We start from the raw sequence: 14,234 nt of genomic DNA, 5'->3' as shown, positions 1-14,234 counted from the left end.
GTATATTTTACTACTAACTAATGCTTCCTGTACATATGGTCAAGAAATAAATTTTATTTATTCCTGAATCTTTTAAGACTTTTGCACATTTTTCTATAGTTGTACCTGTAGTATATACATCATCAACAACTAAAACATTTTTAAGGCTTTTTCGCATCTTTTTAACCGTAAATGCATTGTCAAGATTGTGAAGTCTTTCAGTTCTGTTTAGTCCTTTTTGATCTTTAGTCTTTTTTACTCTGCAAAGGCAGTCAAAAAATACAGGTAAATCAAGATACTTTGACAAATATTTTGCCAAAATATCGGACTGATTAAATCCTCTCATCCTCTTTCGTGAGCTGTGAAGCGGTACAGGTATAATACAGTCAATATTTGAGACTTTAATAAACTTTTCATAACGAATTGCCATAAGCTTTGCAAAGCCTTCAATATATTCTCTTTTATTATCATACTTAATTTTAAGTACAATATGCTTCATTTCATCAGTATAATTACAAAGCCCTCTTCCGGCTTCAAACTCTCTGTCTGATTTACATTCATCACAGTAGGCAGAATCTTCTGAAATTATTTCCTTACCGCATTTAATACAGTATGGATCTTTTACAAAAGGAAGCTTCTTTATACATGCCTTACAAATAAGATGACCTTTTTCATTTACTATCTCTTCACATACAGGACATCTTCTCGGGTAAATAATATCAACTATCTTTTTTAATATGTCCTAGTCCTCCTTAAATAACATGGAAAGCTCAATTATTTTTGATTTTAAACCGGTATATCTTGCCATCTCCTTTGTGTTTTGTATCATATTGTAAAACACTTCAGGAATACCTACAAGTACCACGCATTTTTTTGCTCTTGTGACAGCTGTATATATAAGATTTCTGTTCATCAGCATTGCCGGTCCCTTATAAACAGGAATAATTACAGCCGGATACTCGCTTCCCTGTGATTTATGAACTGTAATGGCATATGCAAGTTCAATCTCATTAAACTCCGAAAACTCATAATTTGAAACTTTGCCGTCATCAAAACAAATAGTGAAACTTTCTGAAAACATATCTATTTCTTTTATTATTCCGGTATCACCATTGTAAACTCCAAGTCCCTTATCCACCGGCAGATGTTTTTCATTGTATACGAACCACTCTTTTTGGTAATTGTTTTTTATCTGCATTACTTTATCGCCTTCCCTAAAGACGGTGGCATCATATTCTTTTTCTTTTTTTGAGTTACTTGCGGGATTTAATTTGTTTTGTAAAAACGAATTTAAAACTTCCACTCCTAGAGGACCTTTTCTCATAGGCGTCATAACCTGAAGTTCATTTGTAGATGCTTTTACATAAGAAGGAAGTTTATCTCTTACAAGTGAAATTACCGAATCCATTACATGCTCGGGATTACTTTGCTTGATGAAAATAAAATCATTGCTTTTTTTGCTTAGATCAATCTCCTCATTTGTCATTATCTTATGAGCATTTACTACAATATCGCTTCCCGTGGATTGACGGAATATCTTATTCAGCCTTACAACATTAAAGCAATTTGACTCAATCATATCCTTTAACACTGTTCCGGGTCCTACACTTGGAAGCTGATTTATATCTCCAACCAAAATCAGTCTGGTTCCTATTGCTACAGCCTTTAAAAGTGCATTCATAAGAAAAATATCCACCATGCTGACCTCATCCACTATAAGTACATCGGACTCCAGCGGATTGTTTTCATTTCTCTCAAAATGAGTACCTATATTGCTTGAATTATCACTGTTATTCGGTGTTATTTCCAAAAGTCTGTGGATGGTTTTTGCCTCATATGACGTGGCTTCCGACATCCTCTTTGCCGCTCTGCCCGTAGGTGCAGCGAGCGCAATACTTTCACCTTCACTTTCAAAGTATTTGATAATAGTATTTATAGTTGTAGTCTTTCCTGTTCCCGGTCCTCCGGTAATTATTATAAGACCGTTGCTTATAGATTCTATTACCGCCTGCCTTTGCAAGTCATCAAGAACAATACCTTCTTTGTCCTCAATCTTTAGAATTTTCTCTTCTATCTTTTCTATATCATACTTTGCTTTTATATTGATATCCGTCAGCATTTTTGCTACAGCAAGTTCAGTATAATAGCACTGTGAAAGATAAACTTGAGTTTCTTCATTTTTCTTCACAACGATTCTTTTTTCCATCTGCATCTCAGAAAGTAAAGAATCAAAGTCAAATATATTTTCACCGAATAAATCAAGGAATTCATCTTTTAAAACCGTATCAGGCAGATATAGATGTCCGGACATCATGGCATTTGAAAGAATATATTCCACTCCTGCAACGGCACGAAACTTGGAATCGGCTGTAATACCTACTTTTTTGGCAATATCGTCTGCAATCTTAAAACCTATACCGTCTATATCATCTGCAAGTTTATATGGATTGGTCTCTATTATAGTATATATTTTACTGCCGTATTCCATATATATCTTTGCGGAAAGCTTCATACTGATTCCAAACTTTTGTAGAAAAATCATGGCATCACGCATGGACTTTTTTTCCTGTATCTGTTCACTTATCGATCTTGCAAGCTTTTCACTTACACCTTTGACTTCAGCCAGTCTTTCAGGTTCTTCTTCCATCACTCTAAGAGTGTCCATCTTAAACTTTTTAACTATTCTTTTTGCCAGTGCCTCGCCTACACCCTTTATTGCGGAAGATTCCAGATACTTTTGTATACTGTCAAGTTCTCTCGGCTCTATGATTTCGTATTCATCGACAAAAAGCTGCTCTCCATAGTTTGGATGCAGCTTCATATTTCCTTTTGCCTTTATAAATTCGCCTTCAGCAATATAGTTGAAGGTACCGACAAGGACATAGTCATCATCATCGGCCTCCACGCTGAGCACAGTATAGCCATTAGTTTCATTCCTATAAATGATTTTTTCGATATAGCCTGATACTGTTGACATATTATTTTTTAGAATCTCCCTTATTACCGGTTCTGAATTCGATAAACTTACCTGTACCGATAGCAACCGCTGTCAAAGGATTGTCAGCTATTACCGTGTTGATACCTGTCTTTTCCTCAATAAGAGCGTCAAGACCTGAAAGTAATGCACCACCACCGGTAAGCACAATACCTCTATCATATACGTCAGCTGCAAGCTCAGGTGGTGTTCTCTCCAAAACATTGTGAACAGAGTCTACGATCTGCATTGCAGGCTCTCTGAGTGCCTCTAAAGTCTCATCAGAGTTAACTTCTATAGTCTTTGGAAGTCCTGTTACAAGGTTTCTACCCTTAACTTCCATAGTAAGAACCTCAGGTCTTCTGTATGCGGCACCGATATTAATCTTAATTTCTTCCGCTGTTCTCTCACCTATTAAAAGATTGTGCTTCTTTCTCATATATCTTACGATAGACTCATCGAAATCGTCACCTGCAATCTTTATTGATGTACTTACAACAGTACCGCCAAGAGATATAACCGCAATATCAGCTGTACCGCCACCGATATCAACTATCATGTTTCCTACAGCCTTCTCGATATCAATTCCTGCACCGATAGCTGCCGCTACCGGCTCCTCGATTATTTTTACTTCTCTTGCACCTGCAGAATATGTTGCATCCTCTACAGCCTTCTTCTCGACCTCAGTAGCACCTGACGGGATACATACTGCAATTCTAGGCTTTCTGAAAGTCTTCTTTCCTACAGCCTTGTCGATAAAGTACTTTAACATCTTTTCTGTAATTGTATAATCTGAAATAACACCCTGACGAAGCGGTCTAACTGCAACAATATTTCCCGGTGTCCTTCCGATCATAAGTCTGGCTTCTTCACCTATGGCCTGTATCTTACCGTTTTCTCTATCTATAGCTACAACACTTGGCTCTTTTAAAACAACACCCTTGCCCTTTATATAAACTAAGATACTTGCTGTTCCAAGATCTATACCAATGTCATTGGATGTAAACCAAAACATATTCTCCTCCAAACTTACTTAATAATAATTTTACTATAACACACTGTCTTATATTCTACAACAAATTATCAATTTAGCCAATATCAATATTTAGAAATAAATTATAAAGAAATACGATATTTCTGTATAAAGGATACTTTATTACACTTTTTATAACTTTGACTACTTAAGCAGATATCTTAAAACCTATCTTTGAGTTGTTCTGATCAGATTTTAAATCCAAATCATTCATATCTATGAAATCTTCTTTTCTTAAAATATACTCTATTTTTTCATTTACATTCAAATCTCCATAGTTTCTGAATGCAAAATTGAGTACTCCCGTTTCTATCAGATTTCTGCAAAATCTTCCGTTTCCATTATTTTTATTTTTAATAGATTTCTCACATATTTCCATAATCCTTTTATCAGCCATGTCATCTGTCAAAAATCCCTTCTTAAAGGCTTCCAGTTTACATATATCTAACATCTCCTCAACATTATAGTCTTCAAAATTTACTCTAAAAGGTACTCTTGATCTAAGCCCCGAATTTCGCAAGAAGAACTCATCCATCTCATCAGGATAACCGGCAAATATTACTATAGTGTCCTTTCTGTTGTTTTCCATCTCCTGAACAATCGTATTTATAGCTTCATCACCGAATTCTCCCCTTACTTCTTCCAGAAGTGAATACGCCTCATCTATAAATAGCACACCGCCCTTTGCCCTTTGAAATACATTTTTTACCATAGGAGCTGTTTGTCCCACATACTGTGCTACAAGATCGGCTCTTCCTACCTCTATGAAATTCCCTGTTGTTATAATACCGATTTCTTTCAGCAATCCGGCCACAATCCTTGCTACAGTGGTCTTTGCAGTACCCGGATTTCCGACAAATTCCATATTCATAGTTATAGGTTCTAAATGTTCCCCATTTTCTTCCATAGCCTTTCTCATCTTTGCAAATGCCAAAATCTTTTTTACCTGATCCTTTGCAGCCCTTATCCCAACCAAAGCCTGTAATTCATCCATATAGTTACGCTTATCAACTATATCATCAAAAATATCTTCGGGAATTGCCGGCAATACGATAGAGTCCATATTTTCAAAGAATTCTTCTTCACATGAACTTACATAATTCTTTTCAATAAGCTGTGTTCTGATCTCTGAAATACATTTCCTGCCGAGGTTTCTAATCTTAAGAAGTTCCATATCGGACATCTCAAGAAGCCTTTTTAAAGAAGTAATATTCGCTTTTTTTAATGCATTGTAGGAGCGAACCCCAAGTTCAAGATTGTCAATAGAGTCCTTATCTACCTTTTGCTGCATACCAAGTATTTTCAAAAGAATAATAATATAATCTTTTAAATTCTTTTTACTTATATTATTATCTGTTACTTCATCGCCTACCTCTTCCAAAACACAACCCTTAAAGACCATGGTTATAAGTGATTTAAGCTTTTTGGATATTCTTTGCGGAAAATCAAAGACAATACTTCCAATATTACCGTCCTTTTTTCCTCCGACTATAATCACACTGATATGTCCTCCAACCTCACTTATCTCCTTACACATTGCCTTAAAATATCCGGAATCAGGAATCATATATATTATGTCATCATCTATAAAATTTATATTCACACTTTTATCAACAACAGCTGTATACTTTACTCTGTAATTTTTTGTGGTTTTATCTTCCAAAATATACTTATCCGGAATCACCTTTGCATAATTGTTGAAAATCCAGTCAAACTCATCTGTAGAAACCTCATTATCTGAATCCAAGTATATATAGTTTTTATAAGGCTCACCCGAGTTCATTACGATTTCAAATCCCAAAGTCTCGCCTACTTTTAAATACATTCCATAGGTCATAAACCTGTCACTGACACTATACACCTCACCGTTAAAGTCATCTTTATATTCTATTGAACTTGAACTTAAATATTCTTTACGTATTTCATTTGTATTATTCATTGCTATACCTCTTTTTAAAATTATTTTGTTAATGTCGCAGTCTACAATAACTCTTCCTTGGCATGCTCACTTTATTTTAGGTCATCGCATACTTCTCCGTCCGGCCGTCATTTATATCTGCGGATTTAATTTTCAAGGTACAAAAAAGCACAGCAAAAAGCCATTGCCTTTAAAATTGACGCACTACCCCCAGGTAGTACAATTCATTCTAAAAACAATGGCTAATAATAATTCAATTAAATTTTACCTAGATATATTAGCACACATATTTCATTAATACAATACATATTATTATGTGTAAAATAAAAATGATATTTTTATATGGTACATTTTATTGTATAATTATTAAAATCAATCGGAGTAAATTCCGATTATCAGGAGGATGCATATGGATTATGAGAAACTGAAATCATTTAGAAATATAAACAACAACTTTGCAAAATTACTTGGTATAGAACTTACCGAACTTTCAAACGGCTATGCCAAAGCTGAAATGAAAGTCACAAAAGAACTTTTAAATCCAATAGGTTCAATACATGGAGGCTGCCTCTATACTATCGCCGACATAGCAGGCGGTGCCGCTGCAAGTTCCTACGGAATACATGTAACTACAATTGACGGAAACTTCCATTATCTGCGTGCCGGCTTAAATACAAAAGAACTTTCCGCTACCGCCACAGAAATAAAGAAAGGAAAGAAAATCTCCGTCTACAGCATATCTGTAAAAGATCAGGACTATGTCGAGCTTGCTGTAGGTATATTCTCATTTATGTCGCTGGGGAAGGCGATAGAGATATAAAGGAAGTTTTTCATTCAGTTAAACATTTATCGAATTAATCTTTACACTAAAACTTGCACTAAGATTATACTTAATGCAAGTTTTTAAAAATTATATTTTACAAAACATCCATTTTATTTAATAGACCTTGTTAATCTTATATTTTCTTTCTCAATATTGTATTTTTTCAACTCGTTGATATAGGCTCCTTTTGATACTTGTACATCATTTACTTCATAAACCTCAGCCTCACCATCGAAATGCTTATAATATGCTTTACTTACCCAAATTCTGTTGTCATCACTATCTAATATAGATAAGCTATTGGTATCCCAGCTGGCATTACTATTACTGGTTGAAATATATCCACCTTTAAGAACGTTAAATCTCCAATCACTTACACCCGGGTCAATTACAATCTCAACAGGAGTTTCATTATTTAAAGTGTATATACCTGTAATGAAACCATTATCTCTATCTCCTATTATCAGCTCCTTACTACCATTTCCATTTATATCTATAAAATCATAAACAGGATCCAGTGCATATCCGGCTTCGTCGTTTCTCCATTTATCTATCACAGATGCATACTTTTCCATATAATAGCTGTCACTTTTTTCAGTACTTGCATTTTTTGTTTGTACTACTCCGTTTACAGTCCATGCCCCTGAACCATTTACACTGTAATTGTCAGGTGTAGTAGTATTGAGCATACAATAACCTGCACCGTCAAAGTAGTAACACTCCGCTATTCCGTCAGAATTACCGTCTATCCACTGCCATGATGATGACGGCCAAGTACCGTTACCGTTATCATACCACCAACCGGTATTATTTTTTACCCAATTACCTGCATATGCACTTATTGTCATTATGCAGCTGAAAGTTGTTATCGCTGCTGCTAAAATTACTTTTCTCATCAAAAAACCTCCGCATTATTAATTATATTCTATTCTTATACATAGTTAGTCTTCTTTACTACTATAAAGTTTACAAATATTTCATTCGGTCCTATTCCCTGCAAATTACAGTCAATAAGATTTTTTGAAATAATTTGAGCTAATTACGTCTAGTTTGTTTTTATAGACATTAAATATTTCTCAAATTTCAACTTAAAAATAACGTGATATACTTTTAGTAAAAAGATATTCCAACTAAAATTTATTTGAATATAAATAATATAAGTTACACCGGCAGGAGTAGTGTTTTCAAAACTACTCCTACCGGTTACTTGTATGTTTTATTTTTTTTAATATCAACCATAAACTCATACAGCATAAAACATAATAAAAATTCTGTTATAAGTTAACATTTTTTGATTTTTATCACTTGCCATAAATTTACAGTCAACATTTTCTTTAAATAATATATTCTATAGACAATATCTATTAAATTCACTTATGGCATCTGCCAATGAACTATATGGTCCGTATGATGACCTTCCATCCATAACATATACCCAAAAATTTACACCGTCACCCTCAATCCAACAATGTCCATATGAACTATGTCCTTCTTTGTATACCATGTTTCTCTCCTTTATTTATATAATTTAAAAATATTAACTTTATTACTTTACCCATACACCGTCAGCCCCTAATCTATAGCCGTCTATTGTTGTATTCAAAAGCATTTTTCCTCCACTACCGTCTGTAGCGGTGCTTAGATAATACCATTTTCCTGATACTACTCTCCAACCGGTGACCATCTTTCCATTGTCACTACCTTCGTCTGTATTCATGAAGTACCAACTTCCATTTGAATTTAACCAACCTGTGAACATATATCCTTGTGAATCAAAGAAATACCAACTGTTGTTAACAAGCTTCCATTCATTTCTTGGATATGAGCCGTCACTGTTCTTTATCCACCATCCTTTGTTGTCTCTTTGCCATGATATACTTCCATTGGATACTGAAGATGAGTTCTGTGATGTCTTGGTACCTGCATTACCGGAGCGTGAACCACCGCCACCGCTTCCACCGGAACGTGAGCTACCGCCACCGCCTCCACCGGAGCGTGAGCCACCGCCACCGCCTCCACCGGAATGTGAACCACCTCCACCTCCGGAGTGTGAACTGTTACCAGATGTTGAACCACTAGTATTATTATTTTGTGAATTACTGTTTACAATATTAGAACCGGTATTTCCGGCATTGCTTCCGTTATTTCCTATATTTATTCCATTGTTATTACTTCCATTGTTACTATCAGGCAATTTATTATACTTTGCAGTTACAAAAGTGTTTGCGTGAACATTACTATATTCACCTTCCCAACCTACAAATACATAACCTTCTTTGTAAGGAGCCTGTGGTGCAACCGCTGACTCTCCATCTTCTACAATCCTAGTAGATATTATATTTCCATTATTCTCCTTAAATGTTACAGTATATTCTACAGGTGCAGGAACTCTTTCAAAGAAGAACATTTGTGCCGGATGTTCATGCCAAATATATTGTTGCACATTAGTACCGTTTGCTGTTTGACCTCCGGTTATATCCACAACTTTACCTGAATTCTTATTTACAATTCTATATGTTCCCTTAGTATCATTGTTTTTCACAATATACCAACTCTCACTTGGATTATAATGCCTTTCCCAGCTATATATATTTGCTCTGTTGCTCAAGGAATACCATACTACATCCATATATTTATTATTGTATGTATTCTTTATAAGAAATGTTCCTTCTGACTGCTTCTCAAGCTTCCAAATCTGTGTTGAAGGTAAATTAGGTGAATTATAATCATAGAGGTATATATTTTTACCGTTTGCACCACTTGAATCAGACTCGGTAGTGATAACTTTTGATACATCCAGTTTTGATCGAATTATGTAAGTAGCATTATCTTTTAAATCATCTGCACTTGTTTCTTCTACATTTGGAAAATCATGCTTTTCAAGATAGAATCTTTGTGCTGTAGATTCATTAGGATAGTATTGGTATATATTATTGCCGTCAGTAGTATCTCCGTTTCTTACATCCAATGAATATCCTGAATGTTTAGCAATAAATCTATATCCGCTACCGTTTCTTACTATGTACCATCTTTGGTTGTCATTTCCCTGTACATAGTCCCACATAATGGCATTCTTTTCATTTCCATATGAATATGGTCCACCTAATATATCAAGGAGTTTTCCACCTTGCTTTGTTTTTACGATAAAACTGTCATCACTTTGACGTTCAAGTGTCCACACATAGTCACCATTTTTAAAATAATCTTTTAAGCATACATTCTGTCCGTTTGTATTTCCGTCACCTTCCCAACCTAAGCTTCTACCTTCTGCCACATCTGAACGTATGGTATAGTCTCCGTCAGCTATATCATCATCACTTCCACCTACAGGTCCCGGTATATGGTCAGGTATTACAGGAGGTATTACAAAATCCGGACGAATAATACTTGTAAAATTTCTGAGTGGTTTCCATCTCCACGTACCGGCATCATAATTTCCTGTACCGTTATAATCAAGGTATTTATACGATGTTGAATCTACAGCACGCACTATACCTATGTGGCCGGTTCCGTACATTCCATATTGATGAGCCCCAAATACAACTATATCTCCGGGTCTTGGATCAACATTATTCCCAAATCTTTGCCATCCCGGCGGTAATGGTGAATAATTAAACGTATATGCATATCCATTACCGGCAACATAATTAAATATATTATATCCGAGATATCTGTAATATGATGAGATTAAATCAACACATTGTACACCATAGGCTCCATCATAGTCTATTGCTGTTCCATGCATGCTATCAATCCAAGCTTCTGCATCTGCCTGTGTATGCCCACCTGCAGCACCAAGCATTGCAAAACCATATACTGAAAAGTGTTCTGCAACAAAGTCTATTTTTCCGTCATCTAAACTATCATTTGCAATTTTTGAAATATCACCATCTTCAGTTATATGGAATACTTCTGCTATATTTTCTTTACTCTTATTATTACTTAATAAAGGTTCTATGCTTACATTTACATTGCCATTTTCAGGCTGTATTTCAATGCCGTTTAGCCAAAGTGAAATATCAAATGCAACTACATCAAGTACCTCTCCCTCATCATAATCCACATTTGAGTTTACTATCTTATTAATAGACTCTCCATTTAGCTTCTCTACCTTTTTAATTTTTACAACAGTATCCGGCGGTACTACATTTTTATCTGCTTGTAATATTATTCTGTATCCTTCAAATATTGAATCAAAATAAAATTCATCTGCTATTCTTGCATTACTTGATGTTGCCACATAAATTTCATTATTAACATTTGTATTGTCTAATGCATTCGCACTTGCAACAATATACGAATTAAGATTAAACAATACTAGAAAAAAGGAACAACAAAGTGAAATATATCTTTTTAATCGTATTCTTCTATCCATATTTTTATCCTTTCACATTACATAAATACAATTTTTTTCTAAATCTGTATACCTTCTCACAACATATCAAGTCCCCCTTTTTATTACGTTTAATGATATTTGTACTTTAGTATTTTTTACGAGAAAAGAACATCCCACCAACTTACAACTTACTGTGTAATTTTAGTGTAAGTGCTATAATCCTTATATTTATTGACATTTTTATAAAAATGCACATGAAATTTACAATAAAAAACCACCGTACTAAAACGGTGGTAAAATCAAATTTATAAAATTACATTTAAATACAATTGAGTATAATAAAAAACAAAACCAAAAGTGATGTATAGACAGAAAAATAAATCTTATTGTTTCTCATCACCGGCGCTAATTTTCTCTCTTCTTTATAAATCAGGCATACAAGCCATACTATAACAGCTATTACATTTACACCTATAACCATCATATATGAAGTTGAGTTGTTAAAACACATAATTGTATACAGTGAGGTAACAGATGCTATAAAAGGTGCAAGTAACAAAAAAGACCCCGCACATTGTGCATTGAACTCTACCGCATATGGCGATGTTGATGAAAACCATAAATATGAATACAATCCTATAAGTACAAGACAAAACATAGGTGATATATTTCCCATTACATTATAGCTTGAAAATCCATACATAAATGAAAACAGTATTCCCATAGACGAGAAGAATATATTTACTGCTATGTGAACATTGTTGGCTATAACACTTAGCCTTGTGATTTTCAATGTGTCCGGGTTTTCTTCTATATCATGGAAATCTTTCATAGGCTCTCTTGTAAACAGTAAGAAGCTGTTTACAAATACCAGTACCAATACAAACATTAGAGCTATATTTGCCACTATAGAAAAATCTTTTGATAATAAAAAAGTATCAAAGCTTTCCTGTTTCTTTAAATAGCTGTATAAAGCCAATGCACATAGGGCTCCTGTTATATTGCAAAATAATGAATAACATATATGGCTTATTCCAAGATCATACCTTCCACGACCTTGTATTATTTTGTCTTTATCACCGTATTTGGCAATCATATATATGTCTTTGTAAGTTAATTTTTCCCGGCTTTTATTTTTTATATTATAAATAAAAACTGCAATACCTGTATCAACAAACCCGAAAATCACTGTAGATACCGAAATAAATAATGTCAAAAAAGAAAACAAAGCAGGTGACATATTCTTCATCCAAAAAAACATATCCATTGCGGAAATCCTATAAATACTGAATATTATCGACCCAAGTGTTAAGAAAACAAAACATAGAAATATATAGTTCCAATTTTCCCTTATACTGCTTATATATCTGTTTTTTTCATTTGTATCTATTTTATTTGAATATTCCTCAATATCAATGACATCCAATATATCTTCCGGCACCACAGTCGGTTCTTTAATATATTCTAAGTCTTCCACAAGTAATACAATATTTTTATGGCTGGACGGTAATTCACAATTCTCCAGACCATACTTTAGCATTCGCAAAGAATAAGATTTATAATCATCATCCTGTAAACCTTTATGATTGGGGAATATTAATTTCTCACGTTCAATAAACTCTCTTAATTTATGAAATCCAAGCTCCTCATCTTTGATTGTAAAGCATGTATCAAAAAATAGGTCTTCATGGTTTTCAAGTTCCTTGTATCCCTTTCTCTTCCCACGTTTTATCTCACTGATTCTGGGCTCCACCATATTTCCCGGTCTTACCTTGTCTATAACAGTGCACAATGACGAGTATGGAATACCCAGCTCTTCATTTATATATTTAATTATATCACTTTGACAAATCCTGCGTTCTTGCATGTAATAAACCCTTTAACTCAAACTGCTACATATATTATGTATATTATATTCGTATTTAATTTATAATTAATATATCTAAATACTATCGTAAGGTTTATATAATAAAATGTCAATATTTTTCTTAAGTATATATTACAAAAAATAACAGCCAAAGCAACCCGCTACGACCGTTATTCTATCTTAAATATTAATTTTTATACATCAATGATTATTAGTGCATATTCGAAATCATCCAATAAACTATAAAGTCTATGAACAATCTTAATACAACGCTTAATACTGTCCAAGTTAAAAATCCCATTAAGGCAACCTTCAGTGCAGTTTTTGCTTTTTTAGGATACATACTCTTCCATGCAAAGTATAGAGTCAAACCTATTATAGGAATAAAGAAACATAAAACATTTATACCGGTATTTGGTTCATCAAGTTCATTGGTATTTGCCGTGTTCTCTACGTATACATTTCTTATTTCGTTTTCTCTACCGGCTGTATGTACAGCTTGTTTTCCACATACACTCATACTCCACATAATGAAGAAGATACATACTTCATATACATAAAAAGATATTGTCGCTATAATCCAACAAAGAGTACTTAAACTTGAAAGACTGAATAAGTTCTCAAGTATCGTAGTAAATTCATAGCCAGTAAGATATATTATACTTACCGTATGGCGCAATACTGTTAAAATTAATATAAATCCGCAAAATTTAACAAGCGTCTTATTTTTACTTAATGCCAGTATACATAGCACAACAAATACGATACAATCATCGATTGCGGCTACAAAACTTGTAGGATATATAAATACAGCTTTTAACAAATCAGAAAATAGAAATTCACTTCTAAAATATTGGTAGTAAAGAAATATCGACGGTATCGAGGAAATGATGATGAATATCTTCGGTACAGCCAATATTATTTTGTTCTTTGAATTCAGAACTAAAAGCCCTACTATCATTACTAAAGAAATAATACATAGCAATGAAATATAAAACGGAACACCTATCATTGTTCTTGAGCTGTCAAATATATCAACAATATAAATCATAAATCTGGATAAGATGTAAATACCTGCCGAAACTAAAGCTGGTTTTTTAATATAGCTCGGTATTTCTGTATTTCCGTCTTTTTCTACATTACTATGTGTTTTATCGGGCTTATCTTTACTCAATGTAATATTGCTTTCGCTTTGTACAGGTACGCCGCAAAAACCGCATACTTTATCACTATCTTCAAGCTGTTTACCGCAATTTGAACAAAACATATATGTACACTCCTTAAATTTAGGCCTAAAATATATA

General features: G+C 33.9%; 10 protein-coding genes and 1 pseudogene. 1 reads left to right on the top strand and 10 read right to left on the bottom strand.

Annotated features, from left to right (window positions below):
* Positions 1–13: 13 nt before the first annotated feature.
* The 5 genes and pseudogenes from EHV10_RS05250 to EHV10_RS05235 all read right to left on the bottom strand — a co-directional run bounded on the left by EHV10_RS05250 (position 14) and on the right by EHV10_RS05235 (position 5,925).
* Positions 14–478, bottom strand: a complete 465-nt coding sequence (locus EHV10_RS05250) for a ComF family protein (RefSeq protein ID WP_243116076.1) — start codon at positions 476–478, stop codon at positions 14–16.
* A gap of 63 nt (positions 479–541) precedes the next feature.
* Positions 542–694 (bottom strand): annotated as a pseudogene (locus EHV10_RS15375) (double zinc ribbon domain-containing protein); the annotation flags it as partial.
* A 27-nt stretch (positions 695–721) separates the two neighbouring features.
* Entirely contained in the window at positions 722–2,956 is a 2,235-nt protein-coding gene (gene recD2, locus EHV10_RS05245) for an SF1B family DNA helicase RecD2 (protein WP_128673750.1), read from the bottom strand.
* Position 2,957: 1 nt separating this feature from the next.
* A complete protein-coding gene (gene mreB / locus EHV10_RS05240; RefSeq protein ID WP_007591892.1) occupies positions 2,958–3,968 on the bottom strand; it encodes a rod shape-determining protein in 1,011 nt (336 codons plus the stop codon).
* A 166-nt stretch (positions 3,969–4,134) separates the two neighbouring features.
* On the bottom strand, positions 4,135–5,925 hold the full coding sequence (locus EHV10_RS05235; protein ID WP_128673749.1) for a DNA-directed RNA polymerase subunit alpha C-terminal domain-containing protein: 1,791 nt from the start codon (positions 5,923–5,925) through the stop codon (positions 4,135–4,137).
* 388 nt (positions 5,926–6,313) lie between these two features.
* Here EHV10_RS05235 and EHV10_RS05230 point away from each other — a divergent pair, with 388 nt between their 5' ends.
* Positions 6,314–6,724 carry a PaaI family thioesterase gene (locus EHV10_RS05230; protein WP_128673748.1) on the top strand — a complete coding sequence of 137 codons (411 nt, stop codon included), beginning with the start codon at positions 6,314–6,316 and terminating at the stop codon, positions 6,722–6,724.
* Between the two features lie 113 nt (positions 6,725–6,837).
* Here the strand turns inward: EHV10_RS05230 and EHV10_RS05225 are convergent, their stop codons facing one another.
* From EHV10_RS05225 to EHV10_RS05210, 5 genes are all read right to left on the bottom strand, one after another.
* A complete protein-coding gene (locus EHV10_RS05225) occupies positions 6,838–7,623 on the bottom strand; it encodes a P-loop NTPase family protein (RefSeq protein ID WP_128673747.1) in 786 nt (261 codons plus the stop codon).
* Positions 7,624–8,075: 452 nt separating this feature from the next.
* Positions 8,076–8,231, bottom strand: coding sequence for a hypothetical protein (locus EHV10_RS14620; RefSeq protein ID WP_009445134.1), 156 nt, complete (start codon positions 8,229–8,231; stop codon positions 8,076–8,078).
* A 42-nt stretch (positions 8,232–8,273) separates the two neighbouring features.
* On the bottom strand, positions 8,274–11,102 hold the full coding sequence (locus EHV10_RS05220; protein WP_128673746.1) for an RICIN domain-containing protein: 2,829 nt from the start codon (positions 11,100–11,102) through the stop codon (positions 8,274–8,276).
* A 280-nt stretch (positions 11,103–11,382) separates the two neighbouring features.
* Entirely contained in the window at positions 11,383–12,930 is a 1,548-nt protein-coding gene (locus tag EHV10_RS05215) for a hypothetical protein (protein ID WP_128673745.1), read from the bottom strand.
* A gap of 211 nt (positions 12,931–13,141) precedes the next feature.
* A complete protein-coding gene (locus EHV10_RS05210) occupies positions 13,142–14,197 on the bottom strand; it encodes a zinc ribbon domain-containing protein (protein ID WP_243116075.1) in 1,056 nt (351 codons plus the stop codon).
* Positions 14,198–14,234 lie beyond the last annotated feature (37 nt).

Origin of the sequence: Lachnoanaerobaculum gingivalis, from assembly GCF_003862475.1 — a bacterium.
Classification (GTDB): domain Bacteria; phylum Bacillota; class Clostridia; order Lachnospirales; family Lachnospiraceae; genus Lachnoanaerobaculum; species Lachnoanaerobaculum gingivalis.
The sequence above is the reverse complement of the archived record's forward strand: the minus strand, read 5'-3'. Positions and strand labels throughout refer to the sequence as shown.

Excerpts from the sequence above, each read along its gene's own strand:
- EHV10_RS05250 (WP_243116076.1), bottom strand. The coding sequence starts at position 478 with ATGAAGCATATTGTACTTAAAATTAAGTATGATAATAAAAGAGAATAT.
- recD2 (WP_128673750.1), bottom strand. The coding sequence starts at position 2,956 with ATGTCAACAGTATCAGGCTATATCGAAAAAATCATTTATAGGAATGAA.
- mreB (WP_007591892.1), bottom strand. The coding sequence starts at position 3,968 with ATGTTTTGGTTTACATCCAATGACATTGGTATAGATCTTGGAACAGCA.
- EHV10_RS05235 (WP_128673749.1), bottom strand. The coding sequence starts at position 5,925 with ATGAATAATACAAATGAAATACGTAAAGAATATTTAAGTTCAAGTTCA.
- EHV10_RS05230 (WP_128673748.1), top strand. The coding sequence starts at position 6,314 with ATGGATTATGAGAAACTGAAATCATTTAGAAATATAAACAACAACTTT.
- EHV10_RS05225 (WP_128673747.1), bottom strand. The coding sequence starts at position 7,623 with ATGAGAAAAGTAATTTTAGCAGCAGCGATAACAACTTTCAGCTGCATA.
- EHV10_RS14620 (WP_009445134.1), bottom strand. The coding sequence starts at position 8,231 with ATGGTATACAAAGAAGGACATAGTTCATATGGACATTGTTGGATTGAG.
- EHV10_RS05220 (WP_128673746.1), bottom strand. The coding sequence starts at position 11,102 with ATGGATAGAAGAATACGATTAAAAAGATATATTTCACTTTGTTGTTCC.
- EHV10_RS05215 (WP_128673745.1), bottom strand. The coding sequence starts at position 12,930 with ATGCAAGAACGCAGGATTTGTCAAAGTGATATAATTAAATATATAAAT.
- EHV10_RS05210 (WP_243116075.1), bottom strand. The coding sequence starts at position 14,197 with ATGTTTTGTTCAAATTGCGGTAAACAGCTTGAAGATAGTGATAAAGTA.